The sequence below is a fragment of the Mycobacterium sp. NGS58 genome (assembly GCF_059812385.1).
Map to the genome: position 1 here is coordinate 53,955 of NZ_JCALCO010000026.1, position 15,337 is coordinate 69,291.

Here is a 15,337-nt window from a genome sequence, read left to right on the forward strand (position 1 = left end):
GCGCGTCGGGACGTCGCAACGCCCTTAAGTACAGACGCGCCCGTCACGCGTGGGCCCGCCCCGTTGCGGTTGATCGACGCATGCGTTGCCAAAAATTTACCTAGCGCACAGTTGCCTAAGTGTAGGATTTAGCTTGTAACAAAAGTGCGTACAGATTTAACAATTGCTCCGTAGTGAGAGGAGCGCCTGATGAGCACCACAATCAAGAATGCGACAGCCGTATTCGGCGGGGCGGTAGCGGTCGTTTTCACTCTTGGATTCGCCCCCGGCGGCGTTAGCCCAACTAGCGGCACATCGACGCCGGCGACGCACTCGTCATCCGGCGCAACCTCGATGCAGACCCGCACACCCGCGCCCGGCGTGCACATCGCCACGCTGACCGGCTGCATTCCGGGAGCGAATTGCTAGCCGACCGTCGTTCACAATGGCCCATCGCGTCCCCGCGATGGGCCATCCTTGTCCGACGCAATCTCGGCGCCGGAATCTGTTTGCGCAATCTCGCCGCGGGGTAAGAAAAAGTGGGCGGCGCGAAGTGGCGCACGTGGAGATCGGGGGATCTGATGAGGTCTGGACCGAGGACGACGGTCGCACTGTTCGGCGGTGCGGCGATGCTCGTGCTATCGGTTGCCTGCGGCGGTGGGCATAAGGGTGGCCCGAGCAGCACCACCACCACTCCGACGACCACACCGTCGTCCAGCGTCGCGCCCACGACTGCGCCCGGAGGCGGCGGCGGTGAGCCCGGCGGCCCCAACGGCGGTGGCGGACCCAACGGCGGCGGCGGCAGTGTGCCTGGCGGCCCGACCGGAGGCGGCGGCCCCGGCGGGGGCGGTGGCGGCATCCCCGGCGGCCCGACCGGCGGCGGTGGCCCCGGCGGCGGTGGCGGCAGCATCCCCGGCGTCGGCGGTGGTGGCGGTGGACCGGGCGGTGGCGGCGGATGCATCGGCAACGTGTGCGGCGGTTACTGATCGCCGAATCGCGTTACCCGAACGCCGAAAACGCAACCACGACGACTTGTTCCCTAGCCGGTGGGGCCGGGAGTACCTGGCCCCATCGGCTGAACCCCTTTTGGGCCTAGGGCCAAACCTGTTTTCCGAGTTATGGTTCTCCCGCAACTCGGATGCAAGGGGACTTCAATGTCGAAGCTCAGATTCGGATATTTCATCGCCCCGTTCCACCGCGCTGGCACCAACCCGACGCTGGCCTTGCAGCGAGATCTTCAGTTCATCGAACACCTCGACGCCCTCGGCTTCGACGAGGTCTGGTTAGGCGAACACCACTCGGCGGGCAGCGAAATCATTAGTTCCCCAGAGGTATTCATAGCTGCCGCCGCCGAACGGGCGAAGCGCATCCGGTTCGGCACCGGGGTCATTTCGCTGTCGTACCACAATCCGCTCTGGGTCGCAGACCGGCTGATGCTGCTGGATCACCTGACGCAGGGACGCATCATCGGCGGTGTGGGACCCGGCTCGCTGCCCAGCGACTCGTCCATGATCGGGCTCACCCCGACCGACACCCGAGAGCTGCTGGAAACCAACCTCGACATCGTCGTGCGGTTGTTGGCGGGCGAGACGGTCAGCGCCAAAACCGCGACCCACCAGCTCTTCGATGCCAAGCTGCAGCTGGCTCCGTACTCCGACGGCGGGATCCCGCTGTCCGTCGCCGCGGTCGCGTCACCGACCGGTGCGCGGCTCGCCGGCAAGCACGGCATCGGCCTGCTGTCGATCGGGGCGACCCTGACGGTCGAGGGTTTCGATGCCCTGGCCTACCACTGGGGCATCGTCGAGGAGCGCGCCGCGGCCTTCGGAGCGCAGGTCGACCGCAACAACTGGAGCCTGGTCGGGTTGTTCCACCTCGCCGAGACCGATGAGCAGGCGCGGGAAGAGGTCAAATTCGGCATCGAGCCATGGTTCCGCTACTTCCAGAAGGTGGCGGCCTTTCCGCAGATGACGATGCCGGGGGAGCAGCTCGACGAGATGATCGACGTGATCAACGAGAACGGGGCGGGCGTCATCGGCACGCCCGAGCGGGCGCGCGCACAGGTGCAACGGCTGTGGGATCAGTCCGGCGGCTTCGGCTGCATGCTCCAGATGGGCCACGAGTGGGCCAACCCCGCCGCCACCCGACGGTCCGCCGAGTTGTTCGCCGCCGAAGTCGTGCCACATTTCCAGGGGCAGGCGCAGCCGACGCTGGATGCCGCCGCACGTGCCGGTCAGGCTCGGGATGCCCTGGCGCAGTCGCAGTTAGACGCCGTGGCGCACATGACGGAGAAGTACGAAAGCGAAAAAACGTCCTAGCAGCGACGCCTGATGCGTTCCACTTGTGTGTTATAAGTCTCGCGGTTCAGGGAACCCCTAGTCGAAGGTGGGGCCTACTGGGGGCACCGTTAAGACAGGAGTTGCAGCAATGATCGGCTCAATCATCCTCGCCATCGTTGTGGGCGCGCTCATCGGCTTGATCGCGCGTCTCCTCATGCCGGGCAAACAAGACATCGGCATGATCATGACCATTGCGCTCGGGGCCCTCGGTGGCTTGATCGGCTCATGGGTGGCCAGTCAGTTCGGCTACCACAATGCCAATGGCGGAATCGCCTGGGTTCCGTTCCTCATCGGAATCGGTGCTGCCATCGTCCTGATCGCGATCTGGGAAACCGTGCGGGGTCGCCGTACCCGCCGGGCCGGGTTGCTTCGGCGGTAATTGTCTCGGTGACGCGCTTAAAAAGCAGCTCAGCTGGGTAAACGCCAAAAAGCGGGCGACCGTCGCTCTGGAGGGACCGGCCTCATGTTCAGGCAACACGCGATGCGCGTCATCGACAAGGATCTGCAGACGATCGCGGCCACCCGTTTGGCGGCGCTTCGCCGCGCAGCTCGGGCTCGGGAGCTGCAGCTACGTCATCCGGTGCCATCCGCCGACGTTGCGGATGAACATCTGGCGGCGCACTCCGGTTGGGAATTTCTCCTTCAGGTACCGGCCTGAACCGACATCGCCTGACGGCGATAGGCGCGACGGACGTTGCGGGGTGCGCGGTCGGCATCCTCATATCGAGACGACAGCCGGGTCTCAGGGGGCGGCTAAGGATGCGGCGCATACCTGAAGGATGACGACCAACACCCCTCACCCGAGGATCGGCGGCGGATGCCGTCGCCGAGTAACGCGCCTCCTTCTTGCGGGCGCGGCGACCGTAGCCCTCCTGGCCCTGTACGACGCGGGGCAGCCCCAGCCCAACGGAGCCACCGTGTCGTCCGGATCGGTGCGTCTGACGGACCTGGCCCTTTCACCCCAGGCCGGCGGCTTCGCCACCGATGACGACGACGATCAAGCCCAGCTGCAGCAGCAGCTGAATCAGCAGCAGCTGCAACAGTCCATGCAACAGGCCCAAGAACAGAACGACGAGGCCGAGCAGCAGTTCAACCAGGACATGCAGCAGCAACAGACCTACGAGAACCAGTTCAACAACCCGTAAATCGTGAATGCGAGCGTGGCGGCCGCTTTGCGCGGCCGTCATGCGCTGTGCGGAAAGCTATCGGCCGCCGTTGGATTCGCGCTCGGCCGCCTTGACCAGCCGGCTGGCGAAGAACCGGACGGCGCCGCCCATCGCGGCGCGCATCAGCGGGCCCGTCCCGCGAACGCCCTCGGTGAATGAGCCGGTCCAGCGGATGTCGGTTCCGCCCGCCGCATTCGGCGTGAGGACCACCTCGCCGGTGTAGTCCTTCGCCGGGCTGGGGGGACCTACCAACTTGTAGGCGTGGCGACGGTCCTGCTCGTACTCGACCGTTTCCTCCTGCACATAGACGGGCCACATGCCCACCTTGCGGATCGCTCCGATGCCGCCCGGGGCGGGATCGCCCTCGCGGGCCCAACTCGAGTGCACCACGATCGGCTTGGCCCACCGCGACCAATTTGCTCCGTCGGCCACCAGCCGGAAGACAGTCGCGGGGGGCGCGCTGCTGGTGCGGGTGACTTCGAAGGCATAGTTGCGGCCCGACATGACAACTCCTGATGGTTGCAAAACGCACGGCCCTGGACGCCGCTGGCCGTAGGCTACCGCCCGCCCCGGGTATCGGCCGGATCGGGTTGATCGTGGCCGGCCGCCCGCTGATCGAACGCCCGCCGGAATCGGCGAATGCGCCCGCCGCTCTTCATGTTTGCCGATTCACCGCCGAGGGATCGTCGGATCGGCCTGCCTAGACTGCAGTGATGAATCGCGATTCCGGCCGGGACGGCCCAGATGGCCTGCTTCGGATCGAGGACTGCCTGGACGAGGCGGGCGGTGTCGCGCTGCCACCCGGGGTCAACCTGATATCGCTCATCGACCGCAACATCGCGAACGTCGGTGACACCGTGGCGTATCGCTATCTCGACTACAGCCGGTCGGCCGACGGGGATGCCGACGAGGTGACGTGGAGCCGGTTCGGTGTCCGGCTGGAAGCCGTCGGCGCGCGCATTCAGCACGTCGCGAGCCGTGGTGAGCGCGTTGCGGTCCTCGCGCCGCAGGGCATCGACTACATCGCCGGCTTCTACGCGGCGGTCAAGGCCGGGACCATCGCCGTCCCGTTATTCGCGCCGGAACTGCCGGGACACGCGGAACGGCTTGATACCGCACTGCGCGATTCCGAGCCCACCGTCCTACTCACGACGACGCCCGCCCGAGAGGCGGTGGAGAAGTTCCTCGACGGCCACCCGCACCTGCGCCGGCCGCGGGTGATCGCGATCGATGAGATACCAGACTCGGCGGGGGAGTCGTTCGTGCCCACCGAGCTCGGCATGGACGACGTCTCACACCTGCAGTACACGTCGGGCTCGACCCGGCCCCCGGTCGGTATCGAAATCACCCACCGCGCGGTGGGCACCAACCTGGTGCAGATGATTCTGTCGATCGACCTGCTGGACCGAAACACCCACGGCGTCAGCTGGTTACCGCTGTATCACGACATGGGTCTATCGATGATCGGGTTCCCGGCCGTCTACGGCGGCCACTCCACGCTGATGTCGCCGACCGCGTTCGTCCGACGGCCCCAGCGATGGATCCAGGCCCTGTCCGACGGGTCCCGGCAGGGCAACGTCGTCACCGCCGCACCGAACTTCGCTTATGAGTGGGCCGCGCAGCGCGGCATGCCCAGCCGCGGTGACGACATCGACCTGCGCAACGTGGTGATGATCATCGGTTCCGAACCCGTCAGCATCGACGCGATCAAGGCCTTCAACAAGGCGTTTGCGCCGTACGGGTTGCCGAAGACCGCGTTCAAACCGTCCTACGGAATCGCCGAGGCAACGTTGTTCGTCGCGACCATCGCCCCTGCCGCCGAGGCGACGGCGGTGTACTTGGACCGCGAAGGCCTGGGCGCTGGACACGCGGTGCCCGTCGACGCGGATTCGCCCAACGCCGTCGCGCAGGTGTCGTGCGGCCAAGTCGCCCGCAGCGAATGGGCCGTCATCGTCGATACCGCAGGCGGATCCGAGCTGCCGGACGGCGCGGTGGGTGAAATCTGGTTGCAGGGCAACAACCTCGGGCGCGGCTACTGGGGGCTGCCCGACGAAACGCGGCGGGCGTTCGGCGCCGTGCTGCGATCGCGGCTCGCCGACGGCAGCCACGCGCAGGGCGCCGATCTGGACCGCACCTGGTTGCGCACCGGCGACTTGGGCGTGTATCTCGACGGCGAGCTGTACGTGAGCGGCCGGATCGCGGACCTGGTGACGATCGACGGCCGCAACCACTACCCGCAACACATCGAGGCCACCGTCGCCGAAGCATCCGAAATCGTGCGGCGCGGATACGTGACGGCGTTTGCCGTGCCGGACGGCGATGCCCGGGATGCCGCCCGGCTCGTCGTCGTGGCCGAACGTGCCGCGGGCACCAGCCGCCAGGATCCACAACCGGCGATCGAGTCAATCCGCGCAGCGGTCGCGCAGCGGCACGGTCTGACCGTCTCGGACGTGCGCCTCCTACCTGCCGGTGCCATCCCACGCACCACCAGCGGCAAGCTGGCCCGCAGGGCCTGTCGGGCCGAATATCTCGGCGGCACCCTCGGCGTCCGCTGATCGGCGGGTCGAACCCGCAAAAGACCCTGCACGCCCGCCGGGCTGGCTAGTCTCCACTCGGAGGCGCGAGATGGTTCTCAAGATGAGGGTGTCGCCGGATTCGATCGGCGGCGACGTGGAGGCGGGCTACGGCAAAGTGGCCGACGCTTTTCGTGCGACCTTTCGCGACGGCGCCGAAGTCGGTGCGGCCGTCGCCGTCTACCGCGACGGCGCCAAGGTAGTCGACCTGTGGGGCGGGTACCGCAACGGGCTGACCCGGGACCCGTGGCAGGCCGACACGATGGTGAATATGTTCTCCACGACCAAAGGCGTCGCCGCCCTGGTCGTGGCGGCGGCGGTATCGCGCGGGCTCATCTCCTACGACGCCAAGGTGGCCGACTACTGGCTGGAATTCGCGCAAGCGGGCAAGGGCGAGGTCACCGTCCGCCAACTCCTGGCCCATCAGGCCGGGGTCTGCGCGCTGAAACCGAAGCCGACGCTGGCCGACGTGGCCGATCCGCGGCGGCTGTCGCCGATCCTGGCGGCCCAGGCGCCGGCCTGGCGACCGGGCACCCGGCACGGCTATCACGCGATCACGCTCGGCTGGTATGAGTCGGAGCTGATCCGCCGGACCGATCCGGCCGGGCGCACGCTGGGCCGGTTCATGGCCGACGAGATCGCCGCGCCGGCGGGACTGGACCTGCACATCGGCCTGCCGGAGTCGGTCGACCGCACCCGAGTCGCCCATATTCACAACTGGGCCCGCGCGGAAACGATGCTGCATCTGGGCGTCATGCCCCCTGGATTCGTGGGCGCGTCGCTCAACCCGATCGGCCTGACGGCACGGACCATCGCGGTGCCGCGTGGCGTCAACCCGTTCAACGGGGACTACAACCGCGACGACGTCAGGGCGGTCGAGATCCCGTCGGCCAACGGCATCGGTACCGCCAGGTCGGTCGCGCGCATGTACGGCAGCGCCGCCTGCGGCGGCAGCGAGGTTCCGCTGAGCCCGGCAACGCTCGATGCGTTGACCGCGCCGGCGATGCCGCCGAGCCAGGGCGTGCGGGACAAGGTGATGCACATCGATGTGGCATATTCGCTCGGTTTCTGTAAGCCCGTCCCGCACTTCGCGTTCGGGTCGTCGGGAAAGGCTTTCGGCACCCCGGGCTTCGGGGGATCGTTCGGATGCGCCGATCCGGACACCGGCGTCGGATTCGCCTACGTGATGAACAGGCTCGGATTCCACCTCTGGAGCGATCCGCGTGAACTGGCCTTGCGGCAGGCATTGTTCCGCGATGTGCTCGGGGTGCGCCCGCAGAGCTGACCGAAAGCCGCCGCTCGTGGTGGCATCCTGGCCATGTGGGCCTGATAATCCGGTTGGCGGAGCTCTTGATCGTGATCCTGCCGCTGACGGGCGCGATCGTCGCCGCAGTGCGGGCGTTCGGCCGACGACACACCGATGCGCCATCGCGGGACATCGACCGGGCACGACCCACCGACCCACCCGCCACCGACGGCGGGGCTGTGAATCAGGCGGCGCAGTGGCGTTCGGTGCGGCGGGTGCTCGACGAGCACGGCCGCACGGACGCGCGCTGGCTCGAGTACGAACTCGACATCGCCAAGCTGCTGGACTTCCCGCTGATGACCGACATGCGCGACGCAAACACGATCGCATTCCACAAAGCCAAGCTGCGGGCCGACTTCCTGCGCCCCGTCAAGGCCGAGGACCTGCTCGACGACCGCGAAGGTGCCGCGCAATACATGGCCGCCGTCGAGGATTACGTCACGGCGTTCAACGCCGCGGAGGCCGAAGCGATCCGCAGACGCCGTAACGATTTCTCCCGGGCCGATCAGCAGCGAATTGCGCGGGCGCAGAGCTTGTTACGGGTCGCGGCCGACCCCGCGGCCGCCGCGCACGAACGCCAGCGCGCCTACGATCTGGCGCGCAACGAACTCGACGGCCTGCTGGTTCTGCCATCCGCGACACAGGCGAACCTCGAGCGCGGGATCTCCGGCGAGCTGGAACGATAGCCGACTGAGCGCATCGCCTACGGGCAGGTGTATCCGCCGTCGATCACGACGTCCGAACCGGTCATGTAACTGGAAGCCTCGCTGGCCAGATACACGTACAGGCCGGTGAGTTCTTCGGGCCGCCCGATGCGGCCGAGCGGTATCTTCGGCTCCCATTGGCGGTGATACTCCGTCAGCGGTTCGACGAGCTCGGTCAGGATGTAGCCGGGGCTGACGCTGTTGACCCGAATGTTGTGCGGCGCCAACTCGACTGCCATCGCCTTGGTCATGTGGATGACGGCCGCCTTGGAGGCGCAGTAGTGGCCGACCTGTTGCGGCACGTTGATGATGCTGCCCGACATCGAGGCGGTGTTGATGATGACACCGCCGCACCCCTGGGCCACCATCGCCCGGCCCGCCGCCTGCGCGGTCAGGAACACACCGGTCACGTTGGTGTCCTGGATGCGCTGGAATTCTTCCGGCGACATCTCCAGCATCGGGACGACCGTGATGATGCCGGCGTTGCAGACCGCGATGTCGATGCCGCCCAGCTCCGCGACGGCCCGATCCACCATGCTGTTCACCTGTTCGGGCCGGGTCACGTCGCATCGGATCGGCACCACCTTGCCGTCGCCGTCCGCCAGCTCGGCCGCGACGCTTTCCAAGGCCTCGATATTCCGGGCCGCGATGGCCACATGGGCGCCGGCTTCTGCGTAGGCCTGGGCCACCTTCCTGCCGATCCCGCTGGACGCCCCGGTGACCAACGCCTTCTTGCCGCGCAGGCTGAACAAGTCCATGACGCTCATCCGAGATCCCCATTCATACGAGCGACCCAAAACCGAAACACGTTCTAGTGTGTGCGCTATGGGCAAATTCAGCAGGGAAGAAATCGATAACGCCGTCGATAACTACACCAACGTCGTCGAAGGGTGCAGCGCCTCGGGCGACTGGCGACCGTTTGCGGACCTGTTCACCGAGGACGTCGTCTATACCGAGCATCACTACGGTGTCTTTCACGGGCGCGAGGCGGTCCGCGACTGGATCGTCGCGGTGATGGCGCCGTTCCCGCACATGCGTTTTCCCAGTGACTGGGTCGCTCATGACGACGACAACGACGCGGTCGTCGTCATGATCAAGAACCTGCTGGACCACCCGACCGACCCGAAAGGTGAGCCGTTTTGGTTCCCGAACTGGACCCGGCTGGTTTACGCGGGCGACGGGCTGTTCTCCAGCGAGGAAGACATCTACAACCCCGACCGTGACGCTCCCGGTGTCGTTGCGGCCTGGATGCAGGCCGGCGGGCAGCTCGCCACGACGGAGATCCTGCAACCCGGCGCTTGACGCCGGAAGCCCTTCCCGCGGTGGCCGCGCTCCGGGGCCGATCACCCAGCGACACGCGCGCGCACCCGCCGCGACCGAACCTTGCTCAGCGCCTGCTCCCAGGCGAGCAAGGTCGTGGCCTTCACGTTGGCGGGTTTGACGCTGTCGCGGGAGAGCAGCGCCGTCGCGGCGGCCTTCGTGGTCGCGGACGCCTTCGACATGTGACCCGAGTCGAAAGGCGGCTGCGGATCGTATTCGAGCGCGAGCTGAATCGCCTTTGCGCGGGATTCGCCGCCGATCCGTCCGGCCAGCCACAGCGCGAGGTCGAGCCCGGCGGACACGCCCGCACAGGTGACGATGTCGTCCTGATGCACGATCCGTTCGTCGGCCACGGGAACCGCGCCGAAGGCCTTCAGAGCGGGGACGGTCAGCCAGTGCGACGTCGCACGCCGGCCGTCGAGCAGGCCGGCGGCCGCCAGGATCACCGACCCCGAGCACACCGATGTCGTCCAGCCCGCGCTCTGGTGTGCCCGGCGCAACCAGTCGAGCAGCGCCTCGTCACGGGCATGGACCGGCGTCGATGGACCTCCGGGAACGAGAATCACGTCGGGGGACGGGGTTTCGGCAAGTGAGTGGGTGGCGCCGATGACCAGCACACCGGAGTCGGCGGTGATCGGCCCTGCTTCGTGCCACACGAAGCGCACCTCGGCGCCGGGCAGGTTGCGCAGCACCTCGTAGGGACCGATCATGTCGAGCGCGGTGAATCCCGGATAGGCCACGATGGCGATTTGGGTCATGGTGTCGTCCTTTCGGTGTCAGGCAAAGGCCTTGCGGTACTGGTCGGGCGAAATGCCTACGCGGCGAAGGAAATTGCGTCGCATGGTTTCCGCCGTGCCGAAGCCACACCGGGCGGCGATCGCGACGACGGTGTCGTCGGTCTCCTCTAGCTGCCGGCGAGCGGCTTCGGTCCGGATGCGTTCGACGTAGTGGCCGGGCGCCTCACCGATTTCGGCGGTGAACACCCGGGTGAAGTGGCGCGGGCTCATCGCGGCCCGGCGAGCCAGATCCTCGATGCTGTGCGGGCTGCCCGGTTCGGCCTCGATCGTCTCCTGCACCTCGCGGATCGAGTCCCTCCTGGCGCGCGGCATCCACACCGGCGCCGCGAACTGCGTCTGGCCGCCCGGTCGGCGCAGATACAGCACGAGCCAGCGCGCGACCGTCTGTGCGAGTTCGGTGCCGTGGTCGTCCTCGATCAGCGCGAGCGTGAGGTCGATGCCCGCGGTGACGCCCGCGGCCGTCCATACGGTGTCCGAGCTCCGCACGAAGATCGGGTCGGCATCGACGTCGATGGCGGGGAATTGCTCGGCGAGCCGCTCGGCGAAGGCCCAATGGGTGGTCACCCGGTGCCCGTCCAGCAGGCCCGCCTCGGCCGCGAGAAACGCGCCGGTGCACACCGTCACGATGCGCCGGGCGTGTGCGGCGACGGCCTTGATCCAGGCGACCAGGTCCGCATCGGCACGGGCCGCGTCGACGCCGGCGCCTCCGGGCAACACGACCGTGTCGATCGGGTCGTCGGGGTTCGGCAGGGGGGACGCCACGAAGGCCAGGCCCGTGGCCGTCTGGACCGGTCGCCCAGCGATCGAGGCCACCACGACCTCGTAGCCGCCGCCCGTCAACAGCGACGCGCCGGTGAACACGTCGTACGGGCCCACGACATCGAGCGCCTGCACGCCGGGGAAGCCGACGATCACCACGTTGCGAGGCATGGTTTCAGTGTTGGGCACGCCGGGGTGCGTCGTCTACGCCATGTATCCCACCAATTAGGACATGGGACCTGCCCCATGGCGGCCACGGCGGCCTTGGCAGACTGTTGCCCATGGCACAGATAACGTTGCGTGGAAACCCGATCAATACTGTCGGCGAGCTGCCTGCCGTCGGATCCAAAGCCCCGGCCTTCAGTCTGGTCGGCGGGGATCTGGCCCCGGTAAGCAGCGAGCAATTCGACGGTAAGCCGTTGGTGCTCAACATCTTTCCGTCCATCGACACGCCGGTGTGCGCCACCAGCGTGCGGACCTTCAACGAACGCGCCGCCGGCGGCGGAGCGACCGTGGTGAACGTCTCGAAGGACCTGCCGTTCGCACAGGCGCGATTCTGTGGTGCCGAGGGCATCGAGAACGTCAAGAGCGGTTCGGCGTTCCGCGACAGCTTCGGTGAGGATTACGGGGTCACCATGACCGACGGCCCGATGGCCGGACTGCTCGCCCGGGCCATCGTGGTGGTCGGGGCCGACGGCAATGTCGCCTACACCGAACTGGTGCCCGAGATCGCGCAGGAGCCCAACTACGACGCGGCGCTGGCGGCGGCGGGCTGATCTCCGCCACGCCAGGCGGCTCGAGCTAGGGCTCGCCCACTCGCTCCGACGTGGCCGCCAGCACCTCGCGGCAGCCTCTCCACATCTCCTTGATGATGTCGGCGGCGGGCGGCAGGTCGTGAATGCGGCCGGCCACCTGACCGGTGTTGGCGACGCTGGCGTCCAGGTCGCCGTCGAAGTAGAGCCGCTGCACGCGTTGTAATGCCGCGGCCCCCTCTGCGGCAGACGTTGCGGTGTCGAGCCGCTCGGCGGCGGGCGTGCGGATGACGCGCATCATTCGGGTGCCGTCGAGGGGGAGCATCACCGTACCGGTCTCGTCGGCCTCGATGACCGCTTGCTTGAGGTTGCCGTGCACAGGCGAGTCCGCTGACGCGAGCAGCCGGGTGCCCATCTGCACCGCCTCGGCGCCGACGACGAAAGCGGCGGCCATCGACCGCGCGTCGCAGATCCCTCCGGCCGCCACGATCGGGATGTCGACGTGGGCCGCCACCAACGGCAGCAGCACCATGGTGGACGCGCCGAACCGGTTCTTGAATCCGCCTCCTTCGACGCCCTCGACCACCAGCCCGTCCACGCCGGCATCGACGGCCTTCTTGGCCGCGGCCAGGGTGCCCACCACGTGGAACACCGTGATGCCCGCGTCGTGGAGACGTTCGGTGAACACCGACGGGCTGCCGGCCGAGGTGGTCACGAACCGAATGTCGTTGGCGACAAGCAATTCCAGCATCGCCGGGTCACGGTTGAACAGCAACGCAATGTTCGCGCCGACTGCCCCGCCGGTGAGCTCACGGACCCGTCGCAGGTCGGCACGGCCCTGGTCCGAGGTGGTCTCGATGATTCCCAGCGCACCGGCATTCGATACCGCCGCCGCCAGGTGGGCACCGGCGATGTACGTCATCGGCGCCTGGATGATCGGGATGTCGATGTGTGCCAGCGCGCAGACCCGGTTGGGTGCGGGGCTTGGGGCACCGGTGGTCATCGGCCCCGCGGATCGATGAGGTCCCGGAAGCCCTCCGACCGGTGGACCGACGCGCCGAGACCGCGCACTCGCTCGGTCAACGCTCGATCGGACGTCACGACGCGAATGTCGTGCGGCGCAGCGTCGGCCGCGACAAGCCGGACGATCTCGTCGTCGGCCGAATTAGCGGCAGCCCTGGGCGCGTGCGCGACGTCGACCACCGATGACGTGACGGCCGTCGACGGCGGTCGTTCAAAAACCACTGTCACCGTTTCTCCTTGGCTCGACGCCCATCGATCCAGCCTTTCCACCAATGTGACCATGGCACCGTTGCGGTCTTTCCACCAGCCATCGGGACGACTTCCGATCACATTCATTCCGTCGACGATCCAGCGCACAACCACACCGTAAACGACGAGCCGCGGCGGGTGATTTCCATTCTTTAAGCCATCAGTGGTTGATACGGTCACCCTCATGACCTCGATCGCCGACACCACAGAACTCGTCGCGCTGGCCCGCGGCATGCGGGACCTGGTGCGCGCCGAAGCGGCGGAATCCGAGCGGCTGCGTACCCTCACCCCGGCGATCGTCGATGCGATGTGGGCCGGCGGCCTGATGTCAGCGTTCAACCCGGTCGCGGCCGGCGGCGCCGAGCCGTCCTTCACCGAGATGATCGAAACCTGGATCGAAATGGCTTGGCAGGATGGGTCATTCGGCTGGATAGGGATTGCCAATCTGCCATCGTCCTTCGCCGCGGCGGCGTACTTGCCCGACGAGGGTTTCGCCGAAGTGTTTACCGCTCATGACAACCGGGTCACGATGGGCGGCCAGTTCTTTCCCAACGGACAAGGCGCCGCCGTTGACGGCGGCTACCTGGTGACCGGCGCGTGGAACTTTGGGTCGGGCATCGGTCACTCGCAATACATTGCGGCCGGCTTCCTGCCGACGGACGACGGGCAGATGCGCTGGATCAGTGAGGGTTTTCCCGAGATGCGGGTCGCCGTGATTCCGCGGGCGGAAATTAGTTTCAACGACGGCTGGTTCGTGCAAGGGCTGAAGGGGACCGGTTCCTACGACTACAGCGCTCAGGAGGTGTTCGTTCCCGAGAGCCGCACGTTCGAACTGTTCGTGCGGCAGCCCTACCGGGGGACGTCGCCGGCCACCCGGATGGGACTGATGCCCGTGACCGCCGCCGGGCACGCGTCGTGGGCGCTGGGCGTGGCCAAAAGCATGCTCGACGACGTCCAGGAGCTGGCCGCGACGAAGTTCCGGATGAGCGACATGGCGTCGCTGGCCAGCCGCCCCACCTTCCAGAAGGGCCTGGCACATCACCGCGCGGCCTGGCGTGCGGCCCGCCTGTTGGTCCTCGACGCGTTCACCACGGCCGAGGCGGCGGTCGCGGCGGGGGAGGAGCTGACACCGGCGCTGCGCGCCGACATGCGGGTGGCCGCCGTCTTCGCCACCGACACGGCACGTGGCTGCGCCGAATGGGCGCATCTGGCCGCCGGGACCAGCTCGATCCGTGAAGGCAGCCGGCTGGAGCGCGCCTTCCGCGACATCTACACCGGAACTCAGCACGCCTTCATCAGCGAGAAGGTCGCCATCGACGTCGCGCAGATCTGGCTGGGCATCATCGAAGACCAGCCCGGGCTGTAAGTCGCCGGGCGCCGGGCCAGTCACCCGATCCGGGTGCGGCACGCCCATTGACGGGGCATTCGATCTAGGTACTGCGCCTGGCCCTCGCTACCATTGCCCGCATGCGCGGCTCAAAAATCCTGATCACCGGTCCGACCGGCCAGATCGCCACCCCCATCGCCCGGGCGCTTGCCGCCGACAACGAGGTCTGGGGAATCGCGCGTTTCACGGACCCCGCCGCGCGAGAACGCCTCGAGAATGTTGGGATTCGTTGCGAGAAGGTGAATCTTGCAGCCGGCGACTTCAGCGCTCTGCCAACGGATTTCGACTATGTCCTTAACCTGGCGGTGGCGAAGAGCGGAAGCTGGGACAAAGACCTGGCGGCCAACGCCGAGTCGGTCGGCCTGCTGATGGCCCACTGCCGCAACGCAAAGGCCTTTCTGCACTGCTCGTCGGCCGCCGTGTACGACCCGCCGGACGACGACCCCCGCAGCGAGCGGGCCGCCCTCGGCGACAACCACAAGCCGCTGTTTCCCACCTATTCCATCTCCAAAATCGCCGGAGAAGTGGTCGCCCGGTCGGTGGCGCGCATCGTCGGCGTGCCCACCACCATCGCCCGGCTCAACGTCCCCTACGGCGACAACGGTGGCTGGCCGTTCTATCACATGGAGATGATGCTGGCCGGCATCCCGATTCCCGTCCCACCCGGAGAGCCCGCCCGCTACAACCCGATTCACGAGGACGACATCATCGCAACCATCCCCAAGCTGCTCGAAGTCGCATCCATCCCGGCGACAACGGTCAACTGGTGCGGCGACCAGACGGTCAGCCTGCAGGAGTGGTGCGACTACCTCGGGTCACTCGTCGGCAAAGAGCCGATCTTCGAGGCGAGCGAACAAGCGCTGCGCGGCAATCCCACCACCATCGACCGCATGCACAAATTGATCGGCGGCACCTCGGTCGATTGGCGCGATGGAATTCGCCGCATGGCGGCCAAATTCCACCCGGAGCTCGTCGGCGTCTGAGGG

At 67.3% G+C, this 15,337-nt stretch carries 19 protein-coding genes; 13 read left to right on the forward strand and 6 right to left on the reverse strand.

Going from position 1 to position 15,337, the window contains the following annotated elements:
* Positions 1-189 precede the first annotated feature (189 nt).
* The 6 genes from AC5Y4H_RS21715 (at position 190) to AC5Y4H_RS21740 (ending at position 3,460) form a co-directional block, all read left to right on the forward strand.
* Complete coding sequence (locus AC5Y4H_RS21715; RefSeq protein ID WP_499984908.1) at positions 190-408, forward strand: hypothetical protein; 219 nt, start codon at positions 190-192, stop codon at positions 406-408.
* 152 nt (positions 409-560) lie between these two features.
* On the forward strand, positions 561-965 hold the full coding sequence (locus tag AC5Y4H_RS21720; RefSeq protein ID WP_499984910.1) for a hypothetical protein: 405 nt from the start codon (positions 561-563) through the stop codon (positions 963-965).
* A gap of 168 nt (positions 966-1,133) precedes the next feature.
* Entirely contained in the window at positions 1,134-2,294 is a 1,161-nt protein-coding gene (locus AC5Y4H_RS21725) for an LLM class flavin-dependent oxidoreductase (protein WP_499984912.1), read from the forward strand.
* A 109-nt stretch (positions 2,295-2,403) separates the two neighbouring features.
* Positions 2,404-2,694: a GlsB/YeaQ/YmgE family stress response membrane protein gene (locus AC5Y4H_RS21730; protein WP_499984914.1), complete on the forward strand. Its 291-nt coding sequence runs from the start codon at positions 2,404-2,406 to the stop codon at positions 2,692-2,694.
* Positions 2,695-2,778: 84 nt separating this feature from the next.
* Positions 2,779-2,973 (forward strand): hypothetical protein, encoded by a 195-nt coding sequence (locus AC5Y4H_RS21735; protein WP_499984918.1) that lies wholly within the window; start codon positions 2,779-2,781, stop codon positions 2,971-2,973.
* A 121-nt stretch (positions 2,974-3,094) separates the two neighbouring features.
* Complete coding sequence (locus tag AC5Y4H_RS21740; RefSeq protein ID WP_499984920.1) at positions 3,095-3,460, forward strand: hypothetical protein; 366 nt, start codon at positions 3,095-3,097, stop codon at positions 3,458-3,460.
* Between the two features lie 57 nt (positions 3,461-3,517).
* On the opposite strand, the gene AC5Y4H_RS21745 is transcribed toward AC5Y4H_RS21740, so the two are convergent.
* Positions 3,518-3,985 (reverse strand): SRPBCC family protein, encoded by a 468-nt coding sequence (locus tag AC5Y4H_RS21745; RefSeq protein WP_499984922.1) that lies wholly within the window; start codon positions 3,983-3,985, stop codon positions 3,518-3,520.
* Positions 3,986-4,194: 209 nt separating this feature from the next.
* Between AC5Y4H_RS21745 and AC5Y4H_RS21750 the strand changes: the two genes are divergently transcribed.
* The 3 genes from AC5Y4H_RS21750 (at position 4,195) to AC5Y4H_RS21760 (ending at position 8,046) form a co-directional block, all read left to right on the forward strand.
* Entirely contained in the window at positions 4,195-6,036 is a 1,842-nt protein-coding gene (locus AC5Y4H_RS21750) for a fatty acyl-AMP ligase (RefSeq protein WP_499984924.1), read from the forward strand.
* Positions 6,037-6,106: 70 nt separating this feature from the next.
* The gene (locus AC5Y4H_RS21755; RefSeq protein ID WP_499984927.1) at positions 6,107-7,339 is read left to right on the forward strand and encodes a serine hydrolase domain-containing protein; all 1,233 of its coding nucleotides are present in this window, start codon (positions 6,107-6,109) and stop codon (positions 7,337-7,339) included.
* A 35-nt stretch (positions 7,340-7,374) separates the two neighbouring features.
* On the forward strand, positions 7,375-8,046 hold the full coding sequence (locus AC5Y4H_RS21760; protein ID WP_499984929.1) for a hypothetical protein: 672 nt from the start codon (positions 7,375-7,377) through the stop codon (positions 8,044-8,046).
* A 17-nt stretch (positions 8,047-8,063) separates the two neighbouring features.
* On the opposite strand, the gene AC5Y4H_RS21765 is transcribed toward AC5Y4H_RS21760, so the two are convergent.
* Entirely contained in the window at positions 8,064-8,831 is a 768-nt protein-coding gene (locus AC5Y4H_RS21765) for an SDR family oxidoreductase (RefSeq protein ID WP_499984932.1), read from the reverse strand.
* A 58-nt stretch (positions 8,832-8,889) separates the two neighbouring features.
* Between AC5Y4H_RS21765 and AC5Y4H_RS21770 the strand changes: the two genes are divergently transcribed.
* Complete coding sequence (locus AC5Y4H_RS21770) at positions 8,890-9,366, forward strand: nuclear transport factor 2 family protein (RefSeq protein WP_499984933.1); 477 nt, start codon at positions 8,890-8,892, stop codon at positions 9,364-9,366.
* Positions 9,367-9,407: 41 nt separating this feature from the next.
* On the opposite strand, the gene AC5Y4H_RS21775 is transcribed toward AC5Y4H_RS21770, so the two are convergent.
* Together AC5Y4H_RS21775 and AC5Y4H_RS21780 are read right to left on the reverse strand one after the other, a co-directional pair.
* Positions 9,408-10,142 carry a DJ-1/PfpI family protein gene (locus AC5Y4H_RS21775; protein ID WP_499984935.1) on the reverse strand — a complete coding sequence of 245 codons (735 nt, stop codon included), beginning with the start codon at positions 10,140-10,142 and terminating at the stop codon, positions 9,408-9,410.
* Between the two features lie 18 nt (positions 10,143-10,160).
* Entirely contained in the window at positions 10,161-11,111 is a 951-nt protein-coding gene (locus tag AC5Y4H_RS21780; protein WP_499984937.1) for a GlxA family transcriptional regulator, read from the reverse strand.
* A gap of 110 nt (positions 11,112-11,221) precedes the next feature.
* Between AC5Y4H_RS21780 and tpx the strand changes: the two genes are divergently transcribed.
* Positions 11,222-11,716, forward strand: coding sequence for a thiol peroxidase (tpx, locus tag AC5Y4H_RS21785; protein ID WP_499984939.1), 495 nt, complete (start codon positions 11,222-11,224; stop codon positions 11,714-11,716).
* Positions 11,717-11,741: 25 nt separating this feature from the next.
* On the opposite strand, the gene AC5Y4H_RS21790 is transcribed toward tpx, so the two are convergent.
* Both AC5Y4H_RS21790 and AC5Y4H_RS21795 read right to left on the reverse strand, forming a co-directional pair.
* On the reverse strand, positions 11,742-12,695 hold the full coding sequence (locus AC5Y4H_RS21790; RefSeq protein WP_499984941.1) for an NAD(P)H-dependent flavin oxidoreductase: 954 nt from the start codon (positions 12,693-12,695) through the stop codon (positions 11,742-11,744).
* Complete coding sequence (locus AC5Y4H_RS21795; RefSeq protein ID WP_499984943.1) at positions 12,692-13,072, reverse strand: NYN domain-containing protein; 381 nt, start codon at positions 13,070-13,072, stop codon at positions 12,692-12,694. The genes AC5Y4H_RS21790 and AC5Y4H_RS21795 overlap by 4 nt, the downstream gene beginning before the upstream one ends.
* 76 nt (positions 13,073-13,148) lie before the next feature.
* Here AC5Y4H_RS21795 and AC5Y4H_RS21800 point away from each other — a divergent pair, with 76 nt between their 5' ends.
* Entirely contained in the window at positions 13,149-14,330 is a 1,182-nt protein-coding gene (locus AC5Y4H_RS21800) for an acyl-CoA dehydrogenase family protein (protein WP_499984944.1), read from the forward strand.
* Positions 14,331-14,431: 101 nt separating this feature from the next.
* On the forward strand, positions 14,432-15,334 hold the full coding sequence (locus AC5Y4H_RS21805) for an NAD-dependent epimerase/dehydratase family protein (protein WP_499984946.1): 903 nt from the start codon (positions 14,432-14,434) through the stop codon (positions 15,332-15,334).
* Positions 15,335-15,337 lie beyond the last annotated feature (3 nt).

Coding starts and splice junctions, on each gene's coding strand:
- AC5Y4H_RS21715 (WP_499984908.1), top strand. CDS start 190: ATGAGCACCACAATCAAGAATGCGACAGCCGTATTCGGCGGGGCGGTA.
- AC5Y4H_RS21720 (WP_499984910.1), top strand. CDS start 561: ATGAGGTCTGGACCGAGGACGACGGTCGCACTGTTCGGCGGTGCGGCG.
- AC5Y4H_RS21725 (WP_499984912.1), top strand. CDS start 1,134: ATGTCGAAGCTCAGATTCGGATATTTCATCGCCCCGTTCCACCGCGCT.
- AC5Y4H_RS21730 (WP_499984914.1), top strand. CDS start 2,404: ATGATCGGCTCAATCATCCTCGCCATCGTTGTGGGCGCGCTCATCGGC.
- AC5Y4H_RS21735 (WP_499984918.1), top strand. CDS start 2,779: ATGTTCAGGCAACACGCGATGCGCGTCATCGACAAGGATCTGCAGACG.
- AC5Y4H_RS21740 (WP_499984920.1), top strand. CDS start 3,095: ATGACGACCAACACCCCTCACCCGAGGATCGGCGGCGGATGCCGTCGC.
- AC5Y4H_RS21745 (WP_499984922.1), bottom strand. CDS start 3,985: ATGTCGGGCCGCAACTATGCCTTCGAAGTCACCCGCACCAGCAGCGCG.
- AC5Y4H_RS21750 (WP_499984924.1), top strand. CDS start 4,195: ATGAATCGCGATTCCGGCCGGGACGGCCCAGATGGCCTGCTTCGGATC.
- AC5Y4H_RS21755 (WP_499984927.1), top strand. CDS start 6,107: ATGGTTCTCAAGATGAGGGTGTCGCCGGATTCGATCGGCGGCGACGTG.
- AC5Y4H_RS21765 (WP_499984932.1), bottom strand. CDS start 8,831: ATGAGCGTCATGGACTTGTTCAGCCTGCGCGGCAAGAAGGCGTTGGTC.
- AC5Y4H_RS21770 (WP_499984933.1), top strand. CDS start 8,890: ATGGGCAAATTCAGCAGGGAAGAAATCGATAACGCCGTCGATAACTAC.
- AC5Y4H_RS21775 (WP_499984935.1), bottom strand. CDS start 10,142: ATGACCCAAATCGCCATCGTGGCCTATCCGGGATTCACCGCGCTCGAC.
- AC5Y4H_RS21780 (WP_499984937.1), bottom strand. CDS start 11,111: ATGCCTCGCAACGTGGTGATCGTCGGCTTCCCCGGCGTGCAGGCGCTC.
- tpx (WP_499984939.1), top strand. CDS start 11,222: ATGGCACAGATAACGTTGCGTGGAAACCCGATCAATACTGTCGGCGAG.
- AC5Y4H_RS21790 (WP_499984941.1), bottom strand. CDS start 12,695: ATGACCACCGGTGCCCCAAGCCCCGCACCCAACCGGGTCTGCGCGCTG.
- AC5Y4H_RS21800 (WP_499984944.1), top strand. CDS start 13,149: ATGACCTCGATCGCCGACACCACAGAACTCGTCGCGCTGGCCCGCGGC.
- AC5Y4H_RS21805 (WP_499984946.1), top strand. CDS start 14,432: ATGCGCGGCTCAAAAATCCTGATCACCGGTCCGACCGGCCAGATCGCC.